The following is a 22481-nucleotide window of genomic DNA, read 5'->3' as shown; positions in this document are numbered from 1 at the left end:
ATCAGATCCGGTAATCGGCGAGCAGTCGCTTGCTGATGATGTTCTTCTGGATCTCGCTGGTGCCTTCGCCGATCAATAGAAACGGGGCGTCGCGCATCAGCCGCTCGATCTCGTACTCCTTGGAGTATCCGTAGCCGCCGTGGATGCGGAAGCTCTGCTGGGTGACCTCCGAGCAGAACTCGCTGGCCAGATACTTCGCCATGCCCGCGGCGACGTCGTTGCGTTCGCCGGAATCCTTGAGTCTGGCGGCGTTGACCATCATCAGATGAGCCGCTTCGACTTTCGTTGCCATTTCGGCCAGCTGGAACGCAATGGCCTGATGCTCGGCGATCGGCTTGCCGAAGGTTTGGCGCTGCTGGGCGTACCTGACGGCCAGCTCGAATGCGCGGATGCCGACGCCGCACGCCCGTGCCGACACGTTCACCCTGCCGACCTCGATGCCGTCCATCATCTGGAAGAACCCCTGGCCGGGCGCTTCACCGAGGATGTCACCGGCCTGGGCAACGTAGCCGTCGAAGATCAGCTCCGTGGTGTCGATTCCCTTGTACCCGAGCTTGTCGATCTTGCCGGGGATCAGCAGGCCCGGCGCCACTTCCCCGAAGCCGGTTGGCTTTTCGACAAGGAAGGCCGTCAGGTTGCGGTGCGGCTTCTCGGCGCCTTCGTCGGTACGCACCAGCACCGCCACCAGTGTCGAGCTGCCACCGTTGGTGAGCCACATCTTCTGGCCGTCGATGGTGTAGGTGCCGTCGTCGTTGTGCCTGGCGCGGGTTCGGATCGCCGCGACATCGGACCCGAGTTCCGGCTCGGACATCGAGAACGCGCCACGGGTCTCCCCTGTGGCCATCCTGGGCAGGAACCGCTGCTTCTGTTCCTCTGTTCCGTGTTGACGCAGCATGTAGGCCACGATGAAGTGGGTATTGATCACCCCGGAGACGCTCATCCAGCCGCGGGCCAGCTCCTCGACGCACAGCGCGTAGGTCAGCAACGACTCGCCGAGGCCCCCGTACTCCTCCGGGATCATCAAGCCGAACAGCCCCATCTCGCGCATCTGGTCGACGATGTCCTGCGGGTAGGCGTCGGCGTGCTCGAGCTCCTGGGCGTTGGGAATGACCTCCTTGTCGACGAAGCGCCGCACGTTCGCGACGATCTCGGTCTGAAACTCCGTCAACCCCAGCGTTTGAGCGATTCTGCTCATGCGCCAACCCTTTCGAAGACGGCGGCCAGGCCCTGCCCGCCACCGATACACATGGTTTCCAGCCCATACCGGGCCCCGCGCCGACTCAGTTCTCGGGCCAACGTGGCGAGCATCCGACCGCCGGTGGCGCCAACCGGGTGACCGAGCGAAATCCCCGACCCGTGCACATTCGTCCGCTCGCGGTCGGCGTCGGTGAACCCCCACTCCCGCATCACCGCGAGCGCTTGCGCCGCGAATGCCTCGTTCAGCTCGATGAGATCGATGTCGCTCAGTTGAAGGGCCGCCCTGTCGAGCGCGACTTCGGTTGCAGGCACCGGTCCGATGCCCATGATGTCGGGCGCAACCCCGGCCGACCCCCACGAGACCAGCCGGACAAGGGGGTTCAGCCCAAGTTCGGCCGCTTTCTCCGGTGTGGTCACGATGCACATCGATGCGGCATCGTTCTGGCCGCTGGCGTTGCCCGCCGTAACGGTGGCGTCTGGATCCTCCTTGCCGAGAACGGGCTTCAGCTTGGCCAGCGATTCGACAGAAGTCTCGGCGCGGGGATGCTCGTCGGTATCGATGACCTGCTCGCCCTGGCGCGTCCGCACGGTGACCGGGATGATCTCCTCGGCGAGAATGCCGTCCTTCTCCGCGGCGACGGCTCGCTGATGCGATGCGACCGCCAGCTCGTCCTGTTCACGGCGCGCGATGCCGTACTGGCGGCGCAAATTCTCGGCGGTCTCGAGCATGCCGCCGGGCACCGGATAGCGCGCCCCGCCCGCGGTGGTTCGCCCGCGCGCCAGCCCGTCGTGCACCTTCACACCGGATCTCCCTCCACCCCAACGCATGTCCGTCGAGTAGAAGGCGACATTCGTCATGCTTTCCGCGCCGCCTGCCACGACGAGGTCGTCGCTTCCGGTGCTGACCTGCATGCAGGCCTGGATGACCGCCTGCAGACCCGACCCACAGCGCCGGTCGACCTGCATACCGGGCACGGTCACCGGCAGGCCGGCGTCCAGCGCGACCACGCGTCCGATCGCGGGCGCCTCGCTGTTCGGATAGCAGTGGCCGAGAATCACATCGTCGACCACGTCGGGCGCGATGCCGGTCCGGTCCAGCAGGCCCTTCAACGCCGTCACCCCGAGATCGACCGCTGTCAGCGATGCGAACATGCCGCCGTAGCGTCCGATCGGTGTGCGTACCGGCTCACAGATCACCGCCTCACGGGTCGTCATATGTGACGACCTCCGGTGACCTCGAGGACGGTTCCCGTCATGTACGACGACAGATCGCTCGCCAGAAACAGGGCGACCTTGGCGACTTCGGCGGGTTCGCCTGCCCGGCCCATCGGCACCTCGGCCAGCTTCTGGTCCCAAATGTGTTGCGGCATCGCCTCGGTCATCGCCGATCTGATCAGACCCGGCTGTATCGCGTTGACCCGCACCCCGAGGTGGGCCAGCTCCTTGGCGGCGGCCTTTGTCAAGCCGACGATGCCCGCCTTGGCCGCCGAGTAGTTCGTCTGGCCGACCAATCCGACCTTGCCCGAGATCGACGACATGTTCACGATCGCTCCACGATTGTTCTCGCGCATGATCGCTGCGGCGGACTTCGTCCCGTTCCAGGTGCCTTTCAGGTGCACCGCGATGACCTGATCGAATTGGTCCTCGGTCATCTTGCGAATCGTCGCGTCGCGGGTGATCCCCGCGTTGTTGACCATGATGTCGATGCCGCCGAAGTGTTCGACCGCCGCGCGGACCAACCCGTCGACCTCATCGGCCATTGTCACGTCGCAGCGGACAGCCAACGCGGCATCGGAGCCTAGCTGCTCGGCGGCGGATTCCGTCGCGGCGAGGTCGAGATCACCGAGTACCACGTGGGCGCCCTCGGCGATGAAGAGCTCGGCGATCGCATAACCCAAGCCCTGCGCACCCCCGGTGACGACCGCTGTCCGATCTGTCAGCAATGACACCTGATCACCCATCCTCACGCTCGTTCTCGGACCACGAGGGGTCCCGGCAGGTGAACATCATATTTCATATATGATTTCTCCCGCCACACGGGATCGGCGAAATAGGAGCAGCTCTGTCATGACCACCGCTGAAGTCAGCGACGAGGATTTCCGGGAAATCCTGGCCCAGACCCGTCATTTCGTTCGCAGCGCGGTCGTTCCGCGAGAACAGGAGATTCTCGCCGACGACCGGGTGCCTGACGATCTGCGTGAGCACGCCGCGAAGATGGGGCTGTTCGGCTACGCGATCCCCCAGGAGTTCGGCGGTCTCGGCCTGAACCTGGCCCAGGATGTCGAGATGGCGATGGAGCTGGGCTATACCTCGCTGGCACTGCGGTCGATGTTCGGCACGAACAACGGCATCGCGGGCCAGGTGCTCGTGGGTTTCGGCACCGATGAGCAAAAGGCGCAGTGGCTCGAGCGGTTGGCTACCGGCGAAGTGGCCTCGTTCGCGTTGACCGAGCCTGGCGCCGGATCGAATCCATCGGGTTTGCGCACCAAGGCGATTCGCGATGGCGACGCATGGATCATCAACGGAGACAAGCGTTTCATCACCAACGCCCCCATCGCCGCCCTGTTCGTCGTCTTCGCACGCACCCGGCCCGCCGACGACAACGGCTCCGGCATCGCGGTCTTCCTGGTGCCTGCGGACACGGCAGGCGTCCAGGTCGGCGTCAAGGATGCCAAGATGGGCCAGGAGGGCGCTTGGACGTCTGACGTGAGCTTCACCGACGTCCGTGTTCCCGCGGGGGCGCTGATCGGCGGCAGCGAGGACATCGGCTACCGCGCAGCGATGACGTCGCTCGCGCGCGGTCGTGTCCACATCGCCGCGCTGGCCGTCGGCATCGCCCAACGCGCCCTCGACGAATCCGTCACGTATGCCGCCACCGCGACACAGGGCGGCAAGCCGATCGGCAGCTTCCAGCTTGTTCAGGCCATGCTCGCCGACCAGCAGACCGGCGTGCTGGCCGGGCGTGCGCTCGTCCGCGACACCGCGCAACGCTGGCTCTCCGGCGAGGACCGCAGGATCGCGCCTTCCGCGGCGAAGCTGTTCTGCACCGAAATGGCAGACAAGGTCGCCGATCTCGCGGTTCAGGTGCACGGCGGTAGCGGCTACATGCGGGAGGTTCCGGTGGAGCGGATCTATCGCGACGTCCGGCTGCTGCGGTTGTACGAGGGCACCAGCGAGATACAGCGGCTGATCATCGGAGGCAACCTCGTGAAGTCGGCACAGGCATGATTTCACAGCGGCTCACCGGCAAGGTGGCGTTTGTCACCGGAGCCGCCCGAGGCCAGGGGCGTGCGCACGCCGTGCGACTCGCCGCCGAGGGTGCCGACATCATCGCGATCGACGTAGCAGGCGCGTTGCCACCGGCTGTGCCCTACCCGCCGGCCACGCCAGAAGATCTCAAGGAAACCGCACGGCTGGTGGAGGCGACAGGGCGCCAGATCCTCACGACCGCGGTGGACACCCGTGACCATGACGGGCTGAAGAGCGCGGTCGACGATGGCGTCGGAATTCTGGGTCGGCTCGACATCATTGTCGCGAACGCAGGCATCACTTCCCCGCGAGCCTGGAACGCGATCACGTCTGAGGAGTTTCGAGACGTCATGGACGTCAATGTGACCGGCACCTGGAATTCGGTGATGGCCGGCGCACAACACATCATCGACGGCGGCCGCGGTGGGTCGATCATCCTGATCAGCTCGGCTGCCGGAGTCAAGATGCAGCCGTTCATGATCCACTACACCGCCAGCAAGCACGCCGTCACCGGGATGGCTCGTGCCTTCGCCGCCGAACTCGGCAAGCATTCGATTCGCGTCAACAGCGTCCACCCCGGTCCCGTCGTCACTCCCATGGGTTCCGCCGAGATGGTGGAGGCGATGGCCAAGGCTGCCGACGCCGACGGCAATCAGGCTTTGTTGAATGTGCTCACGCCATTCCTTCCCACCTGGGTGGCACAACCCGAGGACATCGCCGATGCCGTCTGCTGGTTGGCCAGCGATGAATCCAAGCTTGTTACAGCGCAGGCAATCTCGATCGACCAGGGATCGTCGCAGTACTGAGGCCGACCGGCTAGAACACCACAGTCTGGTTGCCGTAGGAGATTACTCGGTCCTGGCAGTGCCACAGCACGGCCCGTGACAAGACCACGCGCTCGACGTCGGCGCCCAGCAGTGTCAGGTCATCGACGGAGTGCCGATGATCGACCCGAACCACGTCCTGCTCGATGATCGGGCCGTCGTCGAGTTCCTCGGTGACATAGTGCGCCGTCGCGCCCACCAGCTTCACCCCGCGCTCTTTGGCGCGCCGGTAGGGCGCCGCGCCGATGAACGCGGGAAGGAACGAATGGTGGATGTTGATCAACGGGCAGCCCACGTCCGACAGGAAGCCCGGGGTGAGGATCTGCATGTAGCGCGCCAGCACCACCAGGTCGGCGTTGCCGCGGAGCAGATCGAGTAGCCGCTCTTCGGCCTCCGCGCGATTGTCCTTCGCCGCAGGGACATGAAGGAATGGCACCCCGAAGGGTCGAACGGCGTCGGCGAGGTCGGGATGGTTGGAGATCACCATCGACACCGACATGTCCAGCTCACCGCGGCGGTTGCGCCACAGCAGGTCCAACAGGCAGTGATCCTCCTTGGACGCCAGAATCGCTACACGCTTCGGTTTGGCCGCCTCGGTCAGCCGGAAATCCATCTCGAACGGCTTGGCAACCTGGTCGGCGAATGCGCTTTCCAGCCCATCGCGGGCAGCCGTCAGCCCCGGCAGGTGGAAAATTGTGCGCTGCATGAAGGTGCCGCCGGACTGTTCGGTCGCATGCTGATCCAACGAAATAATGTTCGCACCGGACTGGGCCAAAAAACTGCTTACCGCCGCGACCAAGCCGGGGCGGTCCGTACATCGCAGCAAGAGCCGGCCGACATCTTTGGTCGTGGACATCCCCTCAACCCTCCCTAGTCGGGTCCATCTGCGCCGACCGACTTCAGGGTCTCATTCCGGCCGTCCGTCGGCGGTCCACTGCGGCGGAAAAGCTCGCCGGACGGCGGCATGATCCATCAGACACGCTCGCTGCCTAGATAGGGAGGCAACCAGCTACGGACGAGACCTAGATTTACGGCAACGTAAAGAGCCCGCGTCAGTTTCGCTCACTCGTTCGCCATCGCTGAACGACAATATCATTTATCTGGGGTTATTGACGGCGGCGATAGTAGCCGAGCAATTCCAGTTTCAAATGTCCGCAAACAACGTAGCTGACCAAGGAAATCTTTGCCGGACAAGATCGGCTCGCTAGCTGGAATAACAGTCCTCAAAAGGGCAATACTCGTTACTTAGGCATTCATATAGACCGCATGTGAATGCCTTCCCGGTAACTGCGATTATTCGACCTTTCTTATCGCCGCTGCCCAAAGGATGGGACAAACATGACCGTTCCTCAGCTGAGCATCGACCGCCAGGTTTATAACACTCCGCTCGACGAGGGAATCAGTTGGTTCGACTCCGACACCGGCTGCACGGTCGTCGTCTCGACGCCCGCCGCCGACCCCGCCCTCTGGGCCGACTTCGTCGACGGCGCAGCGCGCAGCTACCGCAGGCACGGGATCGAACAAGCGCTGGACATGAACTCTCTCACCGACGAGGCGCACACCCAGCTGTTTCACGCGGTGGTCAATGATGCCGGCGCGATCATGGGCGGAATCCGAGCCAAGGGACCGTTGGACTCGCCAGAGGAAAGCCATGCCATCGTCGAATGGGCAGACCAAGCCGGTTTGCGCTCGGTTCGCAAGATGTTGGCCGACCGGCTGCCATTTGGGGTGGTGGAGATGAAAACCGCCTGGATGTCCGACGATCCGAACCGGAGCCGCGGCATCAGCAACACGCTGGCACGCTCGCCGTTCACCACCATGGCGCTGCTGGACGCGCAGTTCGTGGTGGCTACCGCCGGCTCACACGTCCTGAACCGCTGGCGCACGTCAGGCGGTGTCGTCGCGAAGATTCCGGCGACGCCGTATCCCGATGACCGATACCGTACGAAGATGATGTGGTGGGATCGCAGCACGTTCGCCAACAACGCCGAGGCTGAGCAGGTTTCGAAGATCTTCAACGAACTTTCCGTCGTCGCGCGTCAGTGCGACCTCGCGGGTGCTCGGGCACTCGGAAGCGGCCTGTGAGCTCTGCTTTCAACGATCAGTTCCGTGCAACGCTCTTAGTCGAGGCGCAACCGCAAGACTATCGACTGCTGTCAGAGCTGAGGGCAGACTCCCGAATCGATTTCATCGACACATGGGACGAGCAGCACGAGGAACTACGCAGGCTGCGCCCGCAGCCGGACCCCGACGTCGTCGCCGAAGCCAAGCGCTGGGCCTACTACCCGTGGCGGCGAACCGTCGCCGGCGTGCTGGGACCACGCGGATTTCGCGCCGTGCGGCTCAACCGCAACCGGAATCTGATCACCGTCGAAGAACAATCGCGGCTGGCTCAACTCAGAGTGGGCGTCGTGGGTCTCAGCGTCGGCCACGCCATCGCCCACGTGGTCGCCCAGCAGGGATTGTGCGGTCAGCTGCGCCTCGCGGACTTCGATGAGCTCGAATTGTCCAACCTCAACCGCGTGCCCGCCACGGTGTTCGACCTGGGATTCAACAAGGCGCAACTGACCGCAAGGCGCATCGCCGAGCTCGATCCCTACCTGCCGGTGGAGGTTTTCGACCGGGGCATCGCCGTGGACTCCGTCGAAGCGTTCCTCGATGATGTCGACATCCTCGTGGAGGAGTGCGACTCGCTCGACGCCAAGGTTCTGGTCCGCCAGGCAGCGCGGGCACGGCGCATCCCGGTTCTGATGGCCACCGGTGACCGCGGCACCTTGGACGTGGAACGGTTCGATCTGGAACCGCAGAGGCAGATCCTGCACGGCCTGCTCGGCGACGTGGATTTCGCGGAACTTGCCGACTTGCCCAGCCAGGACAAGGTTCCCTACGCCCTGCGCATGATGGACGGCGCGGCGCTGTCACCGCGGATGGCCGCCTCTCTGGTCGAGGTCGGAACCAGCTTGTCCACGTGGCCGCAGGTGGTCGCCGAAGTTGCCCAGAGTGCCGCGCTTGTCGCCGAAGCGGTCAGGAGGATCGGTCTCGGCGAAGAATTGTCATCGGGCAGGGTGCGCATCGATCTGGCTCGCCACCTCGACGGAATCCATGACACCCCGGTATCCGACCCGGCGCACGAGCCTGCCACCGACCAGCACGGCGACCTCACGCCGAAGGACGCCGTCGGGCGGGTGGTGGCGGCGGCCGTTCGCGCACCGTCGGGCGGGAACACCCAGCCCTGGCACATATCCACGCGCGATGACGCGATCACCATCGCGCTCGCCCCCGAGTACACGTCGACGATGGACGTCGCATTCCGCGGCAGCGCTGTGGCGGTGGGAGCGGCGGTTTTCAACGCCCGGGTAGCGGCCGCCGCAGACGGCATCCTCGGACCTGTAAGTGTCGAACCGGGCGACGATTCATGTCCATTGCGGGCGGTCCTGAGCTTTGGCGATGGATCCGACCCCGACCTCGCGGCGCTGTACGAACCGATGCTCGCCAGAGAGACCAACCGCCACCACGGCAAACAGGTGTCGCCGCCCGAGGACGTCGTTGAGCGGCTCCACGCCGTGGCTCAGCGAGAAGGTGCCCGACTACGCCTGCTGACCGCACCGGCCGACATCGCAGCGGCGGCGGACATCCTGGCCGAATCCGATCGCATCCGGTACCTCACCCAGCGGCTGCACTCCGAGATGATCTCCGAAGTCCGTTTCCCCGGAGATCCGTCGCAAGACTCCGGCATCGACGTTCGAAGTTTGGAACTGGTCCCAGCCGACCTGGTGAAGCTGGATGTTCTGCGTCGCCCCGACGTGATGGCCTACCTCGATGAATGGAATGTGGGCACGGCGTTGGGCTCCGATACCAGGGAACGCGTCGTGACCAGTTCCTGTCTCGCCGTGGTGTACACGACTGGTCGGGCGTTGACGGATTACGCCCGCGGCGGTTCTGCCGTCGAAGCGGTCTGGGTCGTCGCACAGCAGCACGGGCTGGCGGTCCAACCCATCTCGCCGGTGTTTCTCTACGCTCACCACGACGGCGATCTCGAGAAGCTTTCCCCGACGCACGCGTCCGCGCTGGCACGGTCCAGAAGCGATTTCCGCGAGCTGTCAGCTATTGAGCCCGACGAAACACTTGCCCTGGTGCTCAGGTTCGCCCGTGCGCCCGCCACGTCGGTCAGGAGCCAGCGTCGAACCGCCGTTGGCAGTAGTCTCTTGGCATAACAATCGACACCGGAGCAAACGTGGCTCGTACCCTTGACGAAGTCGTAACCGCCGTCGCAACCGAACTTATGGCGGTGAACGCGGCTACCTCGGCCGCGGTGAGTGAGCGCGTGCTTGCTGACCTCGTCGGCCACTTCGGCGTCGACTTCAGCTTCTTGCGACACAACGACCACGAGCTCCACGCGACGAGGCTCATCGCCGAGTGGCCGGTTCGACCCGAGATACCCGACCCCGATCCCATCGGCCTGGTGTTCTTCGCCGACGCTGACCCCGTCTTCGCCGCCGCCGAGACCGCTAAAGAGATCCTCGTCTTCCGCCCCGAGCCCGCGACCGACGATTACCAGAAGACCATCGAAGAGGCCACCAGCATCCCGCAGACGTCGATGGCGGTGGTACCCATGCTGTCGGGCGAGGTCACGACCGGCTGCCTCGGATTCGTCAAGATCGGCGACCGCGAATGGACGCCGGCGGAGCTGAACGCCCTCAAGGCGATCGCGTCGCTGTTCGCGCAGCTGCAGGCCCGCATCGTCGCCGAGGACCAACTGCGATTTCTCGCCGAACATGACGACCTGACGGGGCTCAACAACCGTCGCGCCCTGCTTGCCCACCTCGACGAGCGATTGGCCCCTGGCGAGCCCGGCCCGGTCTCGGCCCTGTTCCTCGACCTGGACCGGCTCAAGGCCATCAACGACTACCTCGGCCATACGGCGGGCGACTGGTTCATCCGGGTCTTCTCCAAACGGTTGAGGGAAGGCGCCGAAGGACCCAGCTTGATTGCCCGCCTCGGCGGCGACGAGTTCGTCGTCGTACCGGTGGTGCCGATGAGCGCCACCGAAGCCGAGGCCCTGGCCAGCCAGCTGCAGGCCACGCTGCGCGAGCGGGTGTCCATCGACGGCGAGATGCTCACCCGCACGGTCAGCATCGGAGTCGCGCTCGGCGTGCCCGGCCGCGACACCACATCCGATCTGCTGCGCCGCGCCGACCAGGCGCTGCTGGCCGCCAAGAGCGGCGGCGGCAACAAGATCGCGGTGTTCTCCGACGACATGTCGCTCAAAGGCGAGTTTCGCAACGACATCGAGCTGCATCTTGCGAGTGCGATCGAGAACGGCGCGCTCGTCCTGCACTATCTTCCGGAAGTCGACATGCGGACCGGCGAGATTCTCGCGTTCGAGGCGCTGGTGCGCTGGCAGCACCCGACGCGCGGGCTGCTCTCGCCGAACGCCTTCATCGGAGTGGCCGAATCCATCAACTTCGCAGGTGAGCTGGGCCGATGGGTGATGCGCGCAGGCTGCGCGGAGTTCCGTAAGTGGCGGTCGAAGGGCATCGGCGAAGACGCCGTGCTGCGCCTCAACGTCTCACCGGTGCAATTGGTGACGGAGGGCTTCGTCGAAACGGTTGCGGGCATCATCGACGAGTTCGGTCTCGATGGCGGCTCAGTGTGCCTGGAGATCACCGAAAGCGTGGTCGTGCAGGACATCGAAACCACCCGGATCACCCTCGCGGGTCTCAAAGAGGTTGGCGTGCAGATCGCTATCGATGACTTCGGCACCGGCTACAGCGTGCTGTCCCACCTCAAGTCGCTGCCGGTCGACACGCTCAAGATCGACAAGAGCTTCGTTCGCGAACTGGGCACGAACCCCGGCGACCTCGCGATCGTTCGGGCCGTCATCGCGTTGGCCGAGTCATTCGGCCTGGAGCTGGTGGCCGAAGGTGTCGAGACCGAGGAGGCCGCGCTGACGTTGCTGCGGCACGGCTGTTACCGGGCTCAGGGCTTCCTGCTGTCGCGCCCCGTGGCAGGCGATGCGATGGAAGCGCTCCTTGCCCAGCGGCGGATCCCATTGCCGTTTTCCGCAGCGCCAGTGCGCTGACCGCCGTTTTCGAACGTTAGCCGTCCAAACGACGTTTACCACCCTTCGTTGATCCAGCTATTGCTGATTCAATAGCCGACACTGCATGGCGGTGACGAAAAGCCATCCTAAGTCGGTAATTGCAGCTGCAATAAATTGCTAATGCGATTTAGGCAACAATTAGTGTAAGTGCCTCGGTAATGCCACCCCTTTGCCGACGAAACCCGTGGCGTGACGGCTCACCAATCCGGCGGCGCCGCTCCCCTACCGAACCCCCACGTCACCTGGCCGAGCCTCGGCCTGTCCTCAGCCCGGCCTTCGCGACGGCGGAAGTGCAGCGCCAGCAGGGGTGTCGGGTCGACACCTTCGAAGAGGCTCAGGCACGGCGCCCGGTATCCGCAGGCCAGGCAGTGCGGGCCGGGGCTCGGATAGATCGTCGGTGCACCGGTCATCTCGATCGCCTCGGTCGCCATCAACGTGCCGATGGCGGCGATCTCATCACGGCTGCGCCGAATCCGAGTACGCCGCACCATCCCCGCGGTGCGCTGCTGGACGCGATCGCCGGCCGTCCGAGAGTCGCCGACCGCTGTTCGCACGTGCTGCGGGATCGACCGGCCGCCACCGCTGGGTTCGTGCTGGGCCACTCTGCCGACGCTGCCGGCCTGCTCGTCTCCGACGGGTTCCGGAAAGTCGTCAAGACGGATTTCGTTGTGGATCGTGCCCGCAATCTGCATGCCGATGTAGTCCTGCTCCCACGCCCAGCAGGCGGCGATGGCGTCTTCGTCGATCAGCATCTCGTCGACGGACCGCCACTCGTCGACGATCTGGTGCCGCACCACCCAGTACTCGTCGGCCGCGTCCACGGCCAGCAGGTCGACCCGGCACGCGTACGTGACTCCCGATCGGTCCTCGGTCAGCAGGCCCGTTTCGCGATCGGTCGGGTCGCGAACCAGGGCCGTCACATCATGCTGGATCTTGACAGGAGCGATGTCGTCGATAGTCGTCGCGCAGGCGTCATAACGGTCGACCAGTGTCGTGGCACGCTCGAGATCCCCGGCCGGCACATCCCCCAATGACCGCCGAATCGCCTTGTGCACGAGCGACTGTTTGAGCTCGTGTTGCCAGTCCCACGTCCCCGGGTAGTAGTAGACGGCCAACGCGTCGGTGAATGCCGATGCCAGCGTCGACGCCTCGTGCGGCTGCACGGGCTCGAGGTCGTCGCGGTTGGGCGAGGCGAAGTCCCACTGCCTGCGGCAGCGCTTGAACCATGTCCGGTCCTGGGGTGTGATCCGATAGTCCACAGCCATCCCTCGCCGGATTCAGAATAGACCCGCAACGGCGCGATTCCGCTCTGTGCAATTACCCGCAGTTGAGTAACTAGGTTTACTATGTGGCAACCGAGCAGAGGGGAACCCATGGACCTGCATTGGTCGGAGGCCGACTCCGCATTTCGCGACGACGTACGCAGCTTCCTCGATGAGAAGCTGACACCGGATCTGCGCACGGCGGGCCGGCTCATGACGAGCGTCTATGCCGACCATGATGCGAGCACCCAGTGGCAACGCATCCTGCACGAACGCGGCTGGGCCGCCCCGGCATGGCCCACCGAGTACGGCGGCTGCGACTGGAGCCTCACCCAGCACTACATCTTCAGCAGAGAGTCGACGCTTGCCGGCGCACCCTCCCTGTCTCCGATGGGAATCCGCATGGTGGCGCACGCCATCATCGCCTTCGGCACCGACGAGCAGAAGGACTTCTTCCTGCCCCGGATTCTGACCGGCGAAGTGTTCTTCTGTCAGGGCTACTCCGAGCCCGAGGCCGGATCGGACCTGGCATCGCTGTCGATGGCGGCGGTCGACGACGGCGACGACCTGGTGTGCACGGGAAGCAAGATCTGGACCACACACGCCCGCGAGGCCAACTGGATGTTCGGCCTCGTGCGGACTTCACGGGGCGGCAAGAAGCAGCAGGGCATCACGTTCGTCCTGATCGACATGACCTCACCGGGTATCCAGATCCGCCCGCTGGTGATGACCTCGGGCGAGGAGATACAGAATCAGGTCTTCTTCGACGAGGTTCGAGTGCCGAAGTCCAATGTGCTCGGCAAGGTGGATGACGGCTGGACGGTCGCCAAGTACCTGCTGGAATTCGAGCGTGGCGGCGGCGCGTCCTCGCCCGCGCTGCAGGTGATGGCCGAGGAGATCTCGACCGCAGCCGCCGACATGCCCGGCCCCGACGGCGGACGCCTGATCGACGATCCGGCGTTCGCGCGCAAGTTGGCCGACGCGCGGATCCGCACGGAAGTGCTCGAGATCCTCGAGTACCGGGTGCTCGCGGCGGTGTCCGAGGGCAAGAACCCCGGCACGGCGTCTTCGATGCTCAAAGTGGTGGCCACCGAGCTCAGCCAGACGCTAACCGAGTTGGCGATGGAAGCGGCGGGTCCGCGCGGTCGCGCATATCAACCCCACGCGACCCGCCCCGGTGGCCCGGTCACCCAATTCGAACCGCCGCCTGACGGGTACGTCAGCGGCGAGCCGTGGCAGGCGGTCGCGCCACTGCGCTACTTCAACGACCGCGCAGGCTCGATCTACGCCGGCAGCAACGAGATTCAGCGAAATATTCTCGCCAAGGCGGGATTGGGGCTGTAGATGGACTTCAACCTGAGCAAGGAACAAGAGTTGCTCCGTGACGGCCTGACGAAGTTCCTGTCCACCCGTTACGACCTCGAGAAGAGCCGGACCGCGGCCAAAACCGGTGCCGGATGGCAGCCCGACATCTGGCGGGCATTCGCCGACGAGCTCGGAATACTCGGCGCCACCCTGCCCGAGGACGTGGGCGGAATCGACGGCGGGCCAGTCGAACTCATGGTGATCACCGAGGCGCTCGGTCGTGCGCTGGTTGTGGAACCCTACGTCGACACCGTGGTGGTCGCCGGTGGACTTCTTCAGCGGGCGGGCGGCGAGCAGGCCACGTCGCTGCTGGAGAGGGTCGTGTCCGGCACCGCCATCGTCGCGTTGGCCGCAGGCGAGGCCGAGTCCGGCGACCACTGGCAAGACGCCGCGACCACCGCGGAGCGCGAGGACGACGGTTGGATACTCAACGGCCGCAAGAGCGTAGCGATGTCAGCTCCCTTGGCCACGCATCTGTTGATCACCGCGAAGACATCGGCGGGCCTATCTCTGTTTCTCGTCGACCTCGAGTCGGCGGGTGGCGGCCTGTCTCTGACCGGCTATCGCACAATCGACGATCGCCGCGCCGCGGATCTGGTCCTCGACGGTCTCCGACTGCCCGCCGACGCACTGCTCGGAGAGGACGGGCAGGCGTGGCCGTCACTGGACACGGCGCGCGACGAAGGTGCAACCGCGATCTGTTCAGAAGCCGTCGGGTGCATGCGAAAGGTGTTGGCGGACACCGTCGAGTACAGCAAGCAGCGCCAACAGTTCGGCGTGCCGATCGGCAGTTTCCAGGTGCTGCAGCACCGGATGGTCGATATGCACATCGAGCTGGAACAGGCCAGCGCGGCCGTGCTACTCGCCGTGCTGCACCTCACCGACGACGCTGCCGTGCGGGCACGGTCGGTGTCGGCCGCGAAGGCGACTGTCGGCCGCGCAGCCCGCTTCATCGGGCAGCAGGCAGTGCAGTTGCACGGGGGGATGGGCATGACCGAGGAACTGGCGATCGGTCACTACTTCAAGCGACTGACGGCGATGCAGTTCGAATACGGCACCACCGATCACCACATCGGCCGGTACGCCGCGTTGTCGGCGCCGAAGGGCTGAGTCAACGCACCTGCATGGCAATGCCTTCGGTGACTGCCAACAGCTGTTCGTAGCTCAGCGGCATAACCGAATCGGGTGTGCCTGCCGCGGTCCACACCACCGGATAGCGGGCCAACGTCTCGTCGACGACGGTGCGCAGCCTATTCGGATGTCCGGCCGGAGCAACACCGCCGATGGCCTGGTCGGTGGCTGTCCGCACGAACTGGGGACTCGCCTTGTTGATGGATGTGGCGTCGAGCAGGCGCGCCAACAGATCGGTGTCCACGCGATGCGCCCCGCTGGCCATCACCAGTAGCGGCTGGTTATCGCACTCGAACACGAGGCTGTTGGCGATCGCGCCGACCTCACAGCCCAGCTGTTCTGCCGCGGCGGCCGCCGTCTTGGCATCGGCGTCGAGAATCTTTATGTCCGGCTCGATGCCGATCGCCGACAGCGCGGCCGCAACCCGGGCGTTTCGTGGCTTCACGCCGATCATTGTCGCCGCCCCGCTCAGGACCGTCGGGGCCGCCTCGTAATGTGTGCGACGTGAGCTCGCGCGGATGGCTGCTGTTCATCGCGATGAGCATCATCTGGGGCATTCCGTACCTGATGATCAAGGTTGCCGTGGAGGGCGTGTCGGTTCCGGTCCTCGTGTTCGCGAGGACCGCTGTCGGTGCGGCGGTGCTGCTTCCGCTTGCGCTGTCGAGCGGCATTCCGGCGATGGTTCGCCAACACTGGAAGGCGTTGCTCGGCTTCTCGTTCTTCGAGATCATCGCCGCCTGGTTTCTCCTATCGGACGCCGAACGCCATCTGACGAGTTCGATGACCGGGCTACTGATCGCCGCATCACCGATCATCGCGGCGATCCTCGACCGCTTCACCGGCGGCGAGCAGCGGCTCGGACCCCGGCGGGTAGTGGGTCTGGGTACCGGGCTGGCCGGCGTGGCCGTGCTCGCGGGGCCACACCTCACCGGCGGAACCGCCTGGCCGGTCATCGAGGTGCTCATGGTGGCCACCTGCTACGCCATCGCCCCGCTGATCGCCGCGCGACATCTCGCCGATGTGCCTGCGCTGCCGATGACCGCCACCTGTCTGGGGTTCGCCGCTCTGGTTTACGCCGCCCCTGCCGCGGCCACCTGGCCGACCGAAATGCCGTCGTCGCGAGTCCTTTTGGCGCTGGGTGGATTGGCGGTCATCTGCACAGCCCTCGCCTTCATCGTTTTCTTCGCCCTCATCCGCGAAATCGGCGCCGCACGCGCACTGGTCTTCACGTACGTGAACCCCGCGGTCGCCCTGCTGGCCGGGGTGGTCGTGCTCAACGAACCGCTCACCGCGTGGAACGTGGCTGCCCTGATTTTGATTCTCGCCGGCTGCGTGCTGGCTACGCATCGGCCGGACGAACCGCTCCCAGATCCGCAGTGCGACGAGCATCTCGCCAGGTAGCCGGAATCGCCAGGGCAAGTACAGGCAGAACCGCTCGCTTGCATTAGCGTGGTTATGTGGAGTTCGCCGGGCACGATGGTTCGCGCCTTCTTGATGTCCACGCACCAGTCGACGCGGAAACACAGCGCACGATGCTGCGTCACATGCTGATCGCCAGGGGCATCGACGAGGAGGCGGGGCTGCTGGAGAACCAGGGCGCGCTCGACCTATGGCTGTCGTGCCGAGGCCAGGAGGCGGCGCAGGTCGGTTCGGCGATGGCGGTCGGCGACGAAGCGGTGATCTTCCCCAGCTATCGGGAACACGCGGTGGCCGTCGTGCGCGGCATTGACGCGGTCTCGTTAGCGGCACAGTGGGCTGGCCGGACGTTCTGCGGCTGGAATCCCCGCGTGCACCGATTCTTTCCCTACACGTTGGTCCTGGCGGCGCAGACTCTGCACGCAGTCGGATACGCCATCGGACAGCGACTGCAGAACATCACCGAGAATGTTGTCGCCTACGTCGGCGACGGAGCCACCAGCGAAGGCGACATGTCCGAGGCGCTGAACCTCGCTGCGGTCGAGTCGGCCCCGGTGTTGTTCATCTGTCAGAACAACGGGTGGGCGATCTCCAAGCCGAGCCACGAGCAGATGCGGACCTCGATCGCCAATCGCGCCAACGGATTCGGCGTACGGTCCTGGTCGATCTCGGCCGACGACCCCGATAGCACCTACCTCGCGTGCCTCGAAGCGAGGCGCTACGTCGAAACGTCGGCGTCGCCCGGCCTCATCGAACTGCGGACCACCCGCATCGGGGGACACACCACGACCGATCCCCATGCCAGCTATCGCGAACCCGACGAACTCTCCGCGGCGATCGCAAACGACCCTGTCGTGAAGTACCGCGACACCTTGGTCGCCCTCGGCGTCATCGACAACGAATGGCTCGACGCTGTCGACACCGAAGTTGCCACGGCACGACAGGGACTGATAGAGGCCTTCGCCTCGTGATCGATCCCAAGCCGATGTGCCTGGCCGAATCGCTCAACGGCGCGCTGCGAGAACTGATGGACGGCGACGACTCCATCGTCCTCGTCGGTCAGGACATCGGCCGTCTCGGCGGCGTCTTCCGGGTGACGAAAGGTCTTCAGGAACGCTTCGGAGCCGGTCGAGTCCGCGACGCGATCCTGGCGGAGTCCTCCATCGTCGGGCAGGCGATCGGCATGTCACTCAGCGGCCTGAAACCGGTATGCGAGATCCAGTTCGAGGGTTTCATCTATCCGGGGATGAACCAGATCATCACGCAGGCAGCGAAGATGACCGCCCGCTGGAATGACGACATCGCGCTCAACCTCGTCATCCGGGTGCCCGTCGGAGGAGGCATCCGCGCTGTCGAGCATCACAGCGAATCGAACGAGGCCTACTTCGCGCACACACCCGGCCTGCATGTCGCCTTCCCGTCGTCTCCAACCGACGCCGCCGCGATGCTCAAGTACTCGACCTCCGTGGGCTCGCCGGTCATCTTTTTTGAGCCGAAACGTCTGTACTGGAAGCGAAGACAACAACCGCGTGAGCTCGTCGAGCCGGCTACGCCCCTGAGCGCACGCATCGTCCGACGCGGGTCCGATATCACCGTCGTCGGCTTCGGCGCCATCCTCGAGGACGTCCTCGCGGCAGCGGATCGGGTTGCGTCCAGAACCGATGTCGAGGTGGTGGATCTGCGCTGGGTCGCCCCGATGGACGTCGACACTGTGCTTGACTCGGTTGCCCGCACCGGTCGTCTGCTGGTGGTGCACGAAGCGGTCGGATTCTCCGGCCTCGGGGCAGAAGTGGTCGCGACTGTGGCCGAACACGGCTCTCATCATTTGAAAGGGCCGATGCGGCGGCTGGGCGCGCCGCGCCGGGTTTACCCGCCCGCTGACTACGAAAAGCATTACCTGACAAGTGTTCCCGAGATTGCCAGCACGATCGAGGAGATGTGCGCGTGAGCGACTCCATCGACATCCTGGTCCCGGAGTTCGGACACGGGCTGACGGAGGCCCTTGTCATCGAATGGCTGGTGTCGGTCGGGGACGCCGTCGAACGCGGTGATGTGATCGCGGTGCTGGAAACCGACAAGAGCAGTGTCGATCTGCTGGCCGAGAGGCCGGGCACCATCATGGAGATCGTTGCTCCCGCACGGTCGATCACCACTTCGGGTGCTGTCCTGTACAAGCTCGACGAGAGACGATGAAAGGCGAAACGCAATGGCGTCCACAGACGAGCGGATGAACTCGGTGATGCTGACGATCATCCGGCGGCGAACTCCCTCGGCGGATGTCGCGGACTTCGACAAGCAGATCTACGACCTCGACATGGACTCTCTCGATGTCGTGGACCTCAGCCAGGCGCTCGAGAAAGAGTTCGGCGTCGAGGCCGACCTGGAGCGAGTCGCCGACTGCCTGACGCCCTCGGAAATCGGTTCCTACTTCCAAGAACTGATCGGCTCGCCGTGACCGGGGGAATCGTCGATATCGCCACGGCGACCCCCGGAGAGCACATTGACAACAGCTATTTCGATTCGATCGGCCTGACGGACGAGTGGATTCGGCGACGCACGGGGGTGGGTGCGCGGTGGTGGATGGACCCCGACGCGTTGCTCGAAGATGTCGGTGCGCTGGTGTGTGCGCCATTGGTCGCCCGCCACCGCGATCGCGTGAACATCAGCGCGCTGATCGTCGTCAGCTGCTCCACCGGCGGCAAGGTTCCCGGTATCGCGCAGCGGGTCGCACAGCAATCGGGTCTGGCGACCGAGATCTTGGCTTTCGACGTGAATGCGGCCTGCAGCGGGTTCGTCTACGGCGTGATCTCCGGCCTGTCACTCTGCTCCCCAGGAGGCGCGGTCATCGTGTGTGCGGTCGAAGCGATGTCTCGACTGATCGACAAAACCGACCGCAACACCGGCCCCCTGTTCGGCGACGGCGCGGGCGCAGTGCTGATCGAGTCGCGCCCGGATTTTCGTGAGCACCGATGGCACGCAGGCAGCGGCGGCGACCGGGTCGATCTCATGCGGGGCGAGATCGGCGGCGGCATACAGCTGGATGGAATGCAGGTGTACGACCGGGCGGTGCGGACGATGACCGACACCGTGAATCGACTGCACGACAACGATGTTGAGCCCACCGTTGTCATCGGACACCAGGCCAACTCACGGATCCTGCAGAAGATTCGCGCCGAGGTTGACCTGGGCGACGTGGAATTCGTCGACTCCGTCGAGGAGTTCGGCAACACTTCTGCGGCCTCGATACCGTTGGCGCTGGGAACCTGTGTCGCCAAGCAGTCGATACCGGCGACCGGTCGGATGACCCTGGTCGCGTACGGCGCCGGTGAGGCGTGGGGCGGAGTGTCGGTCGACTACGAGCTCGCCGACGCCATCGCCCGCCGCGGGTCGTGAGCAAGGTCGTCCTGGTCACCGGGGCGTCTCGCGGCGTCGGAGCCGAGGTCGCCGCACAGCTCGCAGATCCACACCATCACGTTGTGGTGAACTTCCGGGAGAAGGCCAACCGTGCGGACGCCGTCGTCGCCGCGGTTCGATCGGCGGGCGGTGAGGCCAGCGCCATCCAAACCGACATCTCCGACAAGCAGGCCGTCGTTGCCATGCTCGATGAGATCGCTGAGCGGCTCGACGGCCTGGATGTATTGGTGCTCAACGCATCCGGCGGTTTGGAGCCAGGTGCTGACGTGAGCTATCCGATGCGGCTCAACCGTGACGCGCAGGTGCGGCTGGCTCGGCTGGCGCTTCCCTTGATGGGCACCGGCGGCCGGATCATCTTCGTCACCAGCCATCTGGCGCACTTTCACGGTCGCAAACCGGTTCCCACCGACTACCTCCCGATCGCCGCCAGCAAGCAGGCGGGCGAAAAGGCGTTGTGCGGCATGCGGCAAGACTTCGAGGCGGCAGGCGTCACGTTCGTCGTGGTGTCCGGCGACATGATCGAGGGAAGCACCATGGTGCGTCTGTTCGAGCGGCGCGATCCCGAGGCGGTGGCGGCGCGCCGCGCTGCTGGCTACGGACTGCCGACCACGGCGGAGTTCGCCGCCGCCATCGTCCGCGCCATCCACGAGCCCCACCGGACCGGTGACACGGTCTACGTCGGCGGTGCGGACTACCTGTCCTAGCGGCGAAGGAAGCGATCACGAGCACGACGGAAATCGTCATATTCGACGGATTCGACGAGCTCGACGTCGTCGCACCGTTCGAAATACTGGTGTCGGCGGGCTATCCGGTCGCGCTCGTCACCATGGAGCCCTGTCAATCCGTCACCGGCAGACACGGGATGCGGCTGACATCGGGCGGCGTGCTCGGAGTCCGCCCTGACCTTCTCATCGTCTCCGGCGGCGGGTGGGCCTCCACGGTGCCCGACAGCGCGTGGGGCGAAGTCCGTCGAGGCGTCATTCCGGCGGCGATCGCCGACCGGCACGCAAGGGGTAGCCGCATTGCCGGTGTCTGCACCGGGGCCATGCTGATCGCCGCGAGCGGCATCCTGCGCGGCAGGCCGGCGGTCACCCACCGGTCAGCACTGAACGACCTCGCCGACTTCGGGGTGGACGTTCGGCCAGCAGCCCGTGTCGTCGACGACGATGACGTGCTCACCAGCGGAGGCGTCACATCGGGTATCGACCTCGCGCTCCGCCTGATAGAGGTGGATCGGGGACGTGACGCCGCGCTGAAAGAGGCGGCACGGATCGAGCACGATTTTCGCGGGCCCATTCTCGTGAAGGGCTCCACCTGAGTTCGATGTAGCCGCGCCGCACTTGTCTCTGGATCGGCGACGCGTGACGATGTGGCGATGCCGCCTGTCAAACGCGTCCTCGTTCTCGGGTCCGGTTTCGCCGGGCTGTGGGCCGCCCTCGGCGCTGCAAGGCGGCTGGACGAACTGGGTGCCGCGCAAGGCGCCGTCGATATCACCGTCATCAGCTCGCAGCCGTATCACGACATCCGGGTCCGCAACTACGAGGCCGACCTCACACCATGCCGAATCCCGTTGCAGGAGCTGCTCGATCCGGCGGGCGTCGGCCACATCACCGCCGACGTGACCGGAATCGACGCTTCGGGCGCCACCGTGAAAACGGCCGACGGCGCAGTCCATGACTACGACCGCTTGGTGCTCGCGGTGGGCAGCAGGGTGGCCAAACCGGACCTTCCCGGGCTGGCCGAGTTCGGTTACGACGTCGACACCTACGACGGCGCGATGAAGCTGCAGGCGCACATCCGCAGCCTCGATGCCACTGATCCGGCCTCAGCGACCGCTGTTGTGGTGGGCGCCGGGTTGACCGGCATCGAAACGGCGTGTGAGCTGCCGCAGATGCTGGCCGACGTGCTGGGCGTCGCCGGGGTGACACCGCGAGTGATTCTGGTCGACCACAATCCGCTCGTCGGCTCGGACATGGGTGATTCAGCTCGGCCGGTGATCGAGGAGGCGTTGGCCGACAACAAGGTCGACACCATGACCGGAGAAGGTGTCGTCGCCGTCGATGAGCGAAGCGTCACTTTGTCGTCCGGTGAGGTGATACCGGCCGCGACGCTGGTGTGGTGCGCCGGGATGCGAGCCAACCGGTTGACTGCGCAGTTCGGTGTGCCGCTCGATCGACTCGGCCGACTGGCGGTTGACGACTATCTGCGAGTCGAGGGCGTCGACGACGTCTTCGCTGCCGGCGATGCGGCCGTGGCGAGAATGGACGACGAACACCTCTCGGTGATGTCGTGTCAGCACGGCCGACCGATGGGCCGCTACGCCGGATTCAACGTGGTCAGTGACCTGCTGGGAGCTCCCATGCTGTCGTTGCGCATCCCCTGGTACGTCACGATTCTCGATCTCGGCCCGGCGGGCGCGGTGTACACGGAGGGCTGGGACCGCAAGGTCGTCAGTCGCGGCGATGTGGCCAAGGCGACCAAACGGGTTATCAATGGCGAACGCATCTATCCCCCGCTCAC

22 protein-coding genes are annotated in these 22481 nt (G+C 65.2%); 16 read left to right on the top strand and 6 right to left on the bottom strand.

Features of this window, described 5'->3' with window-relative positions:
• Window position 1: 1 nt before the first annotated feature.
• From QOJ24_RS16115 to fabG, 3 genes are read right to left on the bottom strand one after another with little or no spacing between them, the layout of a single operon-like run.
• Window positions 2–1195 (bottom strand): acyl-CoA dehydrogenase family protein, encoded by a 1194-nt coding sequence (locus QOJ24_RS16115; protein WP_526262912.1) that lies wholly within the window; start codon window positions 1193–1195, stop codon window positions 2–4.
• Window positions 1192–2412: a thiolase family protein gene (locus QOJ24_RS16110; protein ID WP_526262910.1), complete on the bottom strand. Its 1221-nt coding sequence runs from the start codon at window positions 2410–2412 to the stop codon at window positions 1192–1194. The genes QOJ24_RS16115 and QOJ24_RS16110 overlap by 4 nt, the downstream gene beginning before the upstream one ends.
• Complete coding sequence (gene fabG, locus QOJ24_RS16105; RefSeq protein ID WP_526262908.1) at window positions 2409–3158, bottom strand: 3-oxoacyl-ACP reductase FabG; 750 nt, start codon at window positions 3156–3158, stop codon at window positions 2409–2411. Before fabG ends, QOJ24_RS16110 begins: the two co-directional genes overlap by 4 nt.
• 106 nt (window positions 3159–3264) lie before the next feature.
• Between fabG and QOJ24_RS16100 the strand changes: the two genes are divergently transcribed.
• Window positions 3265–4425: an acyl-CoA dehydrogenase family protein gene (locus QOJ24_RS16100; RefSeq protein ID WP_526262906.1), complete on the top strand. Its 1161-nt coding sequence runs from the start codon at window positions 3265–3267 to the stop codon at window positions 4423–4425.
• Window positions 4422–5252: a mycofactocin-coupled SDR family oxidoreductase gene (locus tag QOJ24_RS16095; protein WP_526262904.1), complete on the top strand. Its 831-nt coding sequence runs from the start codon at window positions 4422–4424 to the stop codon at window positions 5250–5252. Before QOJ24_RS16100 ends, QOJ24_RS16095 begins: the two co-directional genes overlap by 4 nt.
• Before the next feature lie 10 nt (window positions 5253–5262).
• On the opposite strand, the gene purU is transcribed toward QOJ24_RS16095, so the two are convergent.
• Complete coding sequence (gene purU / locus QOJ24_RS16090) at window positions 5263–6126, bottom strand: formyltetrahydrofolate deformylase (RefSeq protein ID WP_526262902.1); 864 nt, start codon at window positions 6124–6126, stop codon at window positions 5263–5265.
• Window positions 6127–6608: 482 nt separating this feature from the next.
• On the opposite strand from purU, the gene QOJ24_RS16085 reads away from it, so the two are divergent.
• The 3 genes from QOJ24_RS16085 (at window position 6609) to QOJ24_RS16075 (ending at window position 11352) form a co-directional block, all read left to right on the top strand.
• Window positions 6609–7355 (top strand): hypothetical protein, encoded by a 747-nt coding sequence (locus QOJ24_RS16085; protein WP_526262900.1) that lies wholly within the window; start codon window positions 6609–6611, stop codon window positions 7353–7355.
• Complete coding sequence (locus tag QOJ24_RS16080; protein WP_526262898.1) at window positions 7352–9484, top strand: Rv1355c family protein; 2133 nt, start codon at window positions 7352–7354, stop codon at window positions 9482–9484. The genes QOJ24_RS16085 and QOJ24_RS16080 overlap by 4 nt, the downstream gene beginning before the upstream one ends.
• A gap of 68 nt (window positions 9485–9552) precedes the next feature.
• Window positions 9553–11352 carry a putative bifunctional diguanylate cyclase/phosphodiesterase gene (locus tag QOJ24_RS16075; RefSeq protein ID WP_526263069.1) on the top strand — a complete coding sequence of 600 codons (1800 nt, stop codon included), beginning with the start codon at window positions 9553–9555 and terminating at the stop codon, window positions 11350–11352.
• Between the two features lie 218 nt (window positions 11353–11570).
• Here the strand turns inward: QOJ24_RS16075 and QOJ24_RS16070 are convergent, their stop codons facing one another.
• Window positions 11571–12638, bottom strand: a complete 1068-nt coding sequence (locus QOJ24_RS16070; RefSeq protein WP_526262896.1) for a hypothetical protein — start codon at window positions 12636–12638, stop codon at window positions 11571–11573.
• Window positions 12639–12746: 108 nt separating this feature from the next.
• Between QOJ24_RS16070 and QOJ24_RS16065 the strand changes: the two genes are divergently transcribed.
• Complete coding sequence (locus QOJ24_RS16065; protein WP_526262895.1) at window positions 12747–13979, top strand: acyl-CoA dehydrogenase family protein; 1233 nt, start codon at window positions 12747–12749, stop codon at window positions 13977–13979.
• Window positions 13980–15110 carry an acyl-CoA dehydrogenase family protein gene (locus QOJ24_RS16060; protein ID WP_526262893.1) on the top strand — a complete coding sequence of 377 codons (1131 nt, stop codon included), beginning with the start codon at window positions 13980–13982 and terminating at the stop codon, window positions 15108–15110. It begins immediately after the preceding gene.
• 1 nt (window position 15111) lies between these two features.
• On the opposite strand, the gene QOJ24_RS16055 is transcribed toward QOJ24_RS16060, so the two are convergent.
• Complete coding sequence (locus QOJ24_RS16055) at window positions 15112–15585, bottom strand: YbaK/EbsC family protein (RefSeq protein ID WP_526262891.1); 474 nt, start codon at window positions 15583–15585, stop codon at window positions 15112–15114.
• Between the two features lie 50 nt (window positions 15586–15635).
• On the opposite strand from QOJ24_RS16055, the gene QOJ24_RS16050 reads away from it, so the two are divergent.
• From QOJ24_RS16050 to QOJ24_RS16010, 9 genes are all read left to right on the top strand, one after another.
• Entirely contained in the window at window positions 15636–16532 is an 897-nt protein-coding gene (locus QOJ24_RS16050; RefSeq protein WP_526262889.1) for an EamA family transporter, read from the top strand.
• Between the two features lie 143 nt (window positions 16533–16675).
• Window positions 16676–17518 carry a thiamine pyrophosphate-dependent dehydrogenase E1 component subunit alpha gene (locus tag QOJ24_RS16045; RefSeq protein ID WP_526262887.1) on the top strand — a complete coding sequence of 281 codons (843 nt, stop codon included), beginning with the start codon at window positions 16676–16678 and terminating at the stop codon, window positions 17516–17518.
• A complete protein-coding gene (locus QOJ24_RS16040; protein WP_526262885.1) occupies window positions 17515–18495 on the top strand; it encodes an alpha-ketoacid dehydrogenase subunit beta in 981 nt (326 codons plus the stop codon). The genes QOJ24_RS16045 and QOJ24_RS16040 overlap by 4 nt, the downstream gene beginning before the upstream one ends.
• Complete coding sequence (locus QOJ24_RS16035) at window positions 18492–18740, top strand: lipoyl domain-containing protein (protein ID WP_526262883.1); 249 nt, start codon at window positions 18492–18494, stop codon at window positions 18738–18740. Before QOJ24_RS16040 ends, QOJ24_RS16035 begins: the two co-directional genes overlap by 4 nt.
• Before the next feature lie 13 nt (window positions 18741–18753).
• Window positions 18754–19002, top strand: coding sequence for an acyl carrier protein (locus QOJ24_RS16030; protein ID WP_526262881.1), 249 nt, complete (start codon window positions 18754–18756; stop codon window positions 19000–19002).
• Window positions 18999–19940 carry a 3-oxoacyl-[acyl-carrier-protein] synthase III C-terminal domain-containing protein gene (locus QOJ24_RS16025; RefSeq protein WP_526262879.1) on the top strand — a complete coding sequence of 314 codons (942 nt, stop codon included), beginning with the start codon at window positions 18999–19001 and terminating at the stop codon, window positions 19938–19940. Before QOJ24_RS16030 ends, QOJ24_RS16025 begins: the two co-directional genes overlap by 4 nt.
• A complete protein-coding gene (locus QOJ24_RS16020; protein WP_526262877.1) occupies window positions 19937–20665 on the top strand; it encodes an SDR family NAD(P)-dependent oxidoreductase in 729 nt (242 codons plus the stop codon). The genes QOJ24_RS16025 and QOJ24_RS16020 overlap by 4 nt, the downstream gene beginning before the upstream one ends.
• A gap of 14 nt (window positions 20666–20679) precedes the next feature.
• Window positions 20680–21279: a DJ-1/PfpI family protein gene (locus tag QOJ24_RS16015; protein ID WP_526263067.1), complete on the top strand. Its 600-nt coding sequence runs from the start codon at window positions 20680–20682 to the stop codon at window positions 21277–21279.
• A gap of 57 nt (window positions 21280–21336) precedes the next feature.
• Window positions 21337–22481, top strand: a 1145-nt coding sequence (locus tag QOJ24_RS16010; protein WP_526262875.1) for an NAD(P)/FAD-dependent oxidoreductase, incomplete at its 3' end; no start/stop codon positions are given.

The sequence above is a fragment of the Mycobacterium sp. genome (genome assembly GCF_032159775.1).
In the GTDB taxonomy this organism is placed as follows: domain Bacteria; phylum Actinomycetota; class Actinomycetes; order Mycobacteriales; family Mycobacteriaceae; genus Mycobacterium.
Note: the sequence above shows the minus strand (reverse complement) of the source record. Positions and strands in the feature narration are given on the sequence as shown.